This is a genomic window from Frankia sp. CoWAU3, assembly GCF_977971855.1.
Genome location: NZ_CDWWXB010000020.1, coordinates 16,802 through 17,434 on the forward strand (window position 1 = coordinate 16,802; position 633 = coordinate 17,434).

Annotated in this window: 1 protein-coding gene; it reads left to right on the plus strand. The window is 73.8% G+C overall.

The genetic code is table 11. From position 1 onward, the window contains the following. Positions 1–633, plus strand: a 633-nt coding sequence (locus AC08ON_RS03895) for an IucA/IucC family protein (RefSeq protein ID WP_476616471.1), incomplete at both ends; no start/stop codon positions are given.

Sequence of the window (633 nt, forward strand, 5' to 3'; positions counted from 1 at the left end):
CGCGGGCCTGCTCGCCGCGCTGCTCGTCCGAGAGGTCGTCACGCGGGATGGGCTACCGCCGGCCCTCGGCGCCCAGGCGCTGGGAAGGATCATCGATTCCGCCGGCTGGATCGCGAGCTGCCTCGCGGCCCGCGGTCCCGGGCCGGACCCGGCCACCATCCCCCCGTTCCTCGCCGCGGAGCAGGCCCTGATCACCGGTCATCCGTTCCATCCGGCGGCCAAGAGTCGCCAGGGGGCTCCGCCGGAGGCACTGGCCACCTACTCTCCGGAAGTCGGCGGGTCCTTTGCGCTGCACTGGTTCGCCGCCCATCCCTCCGTGGTGACCGTCTCGGGCAGCACGACGACCCGCTCCGGAGGGCGGGACCAGGCCCTCGGCACGAACGGCCGGGGCCTGATCCGGCTGCTGGCGGATCTGGCCAGGGAAGACGGTGGGGCCGAGGAGTCGAAGTCCGGCCTCTCGGCCGCGTCCGGTTCCGGACCAGACCGACATGGCCCACCCGGGCTTACGGGGCCCCCTCGGACCGGCGGACGCGATCGCCCGGACATTCCCGCCGGTTACGTCGTGGTACCCGCGCATCCCTGGCAGGCGGACGAGGTCAGCAGGCGGGAACCGGTCGCCGAGCTGCTTGCGGA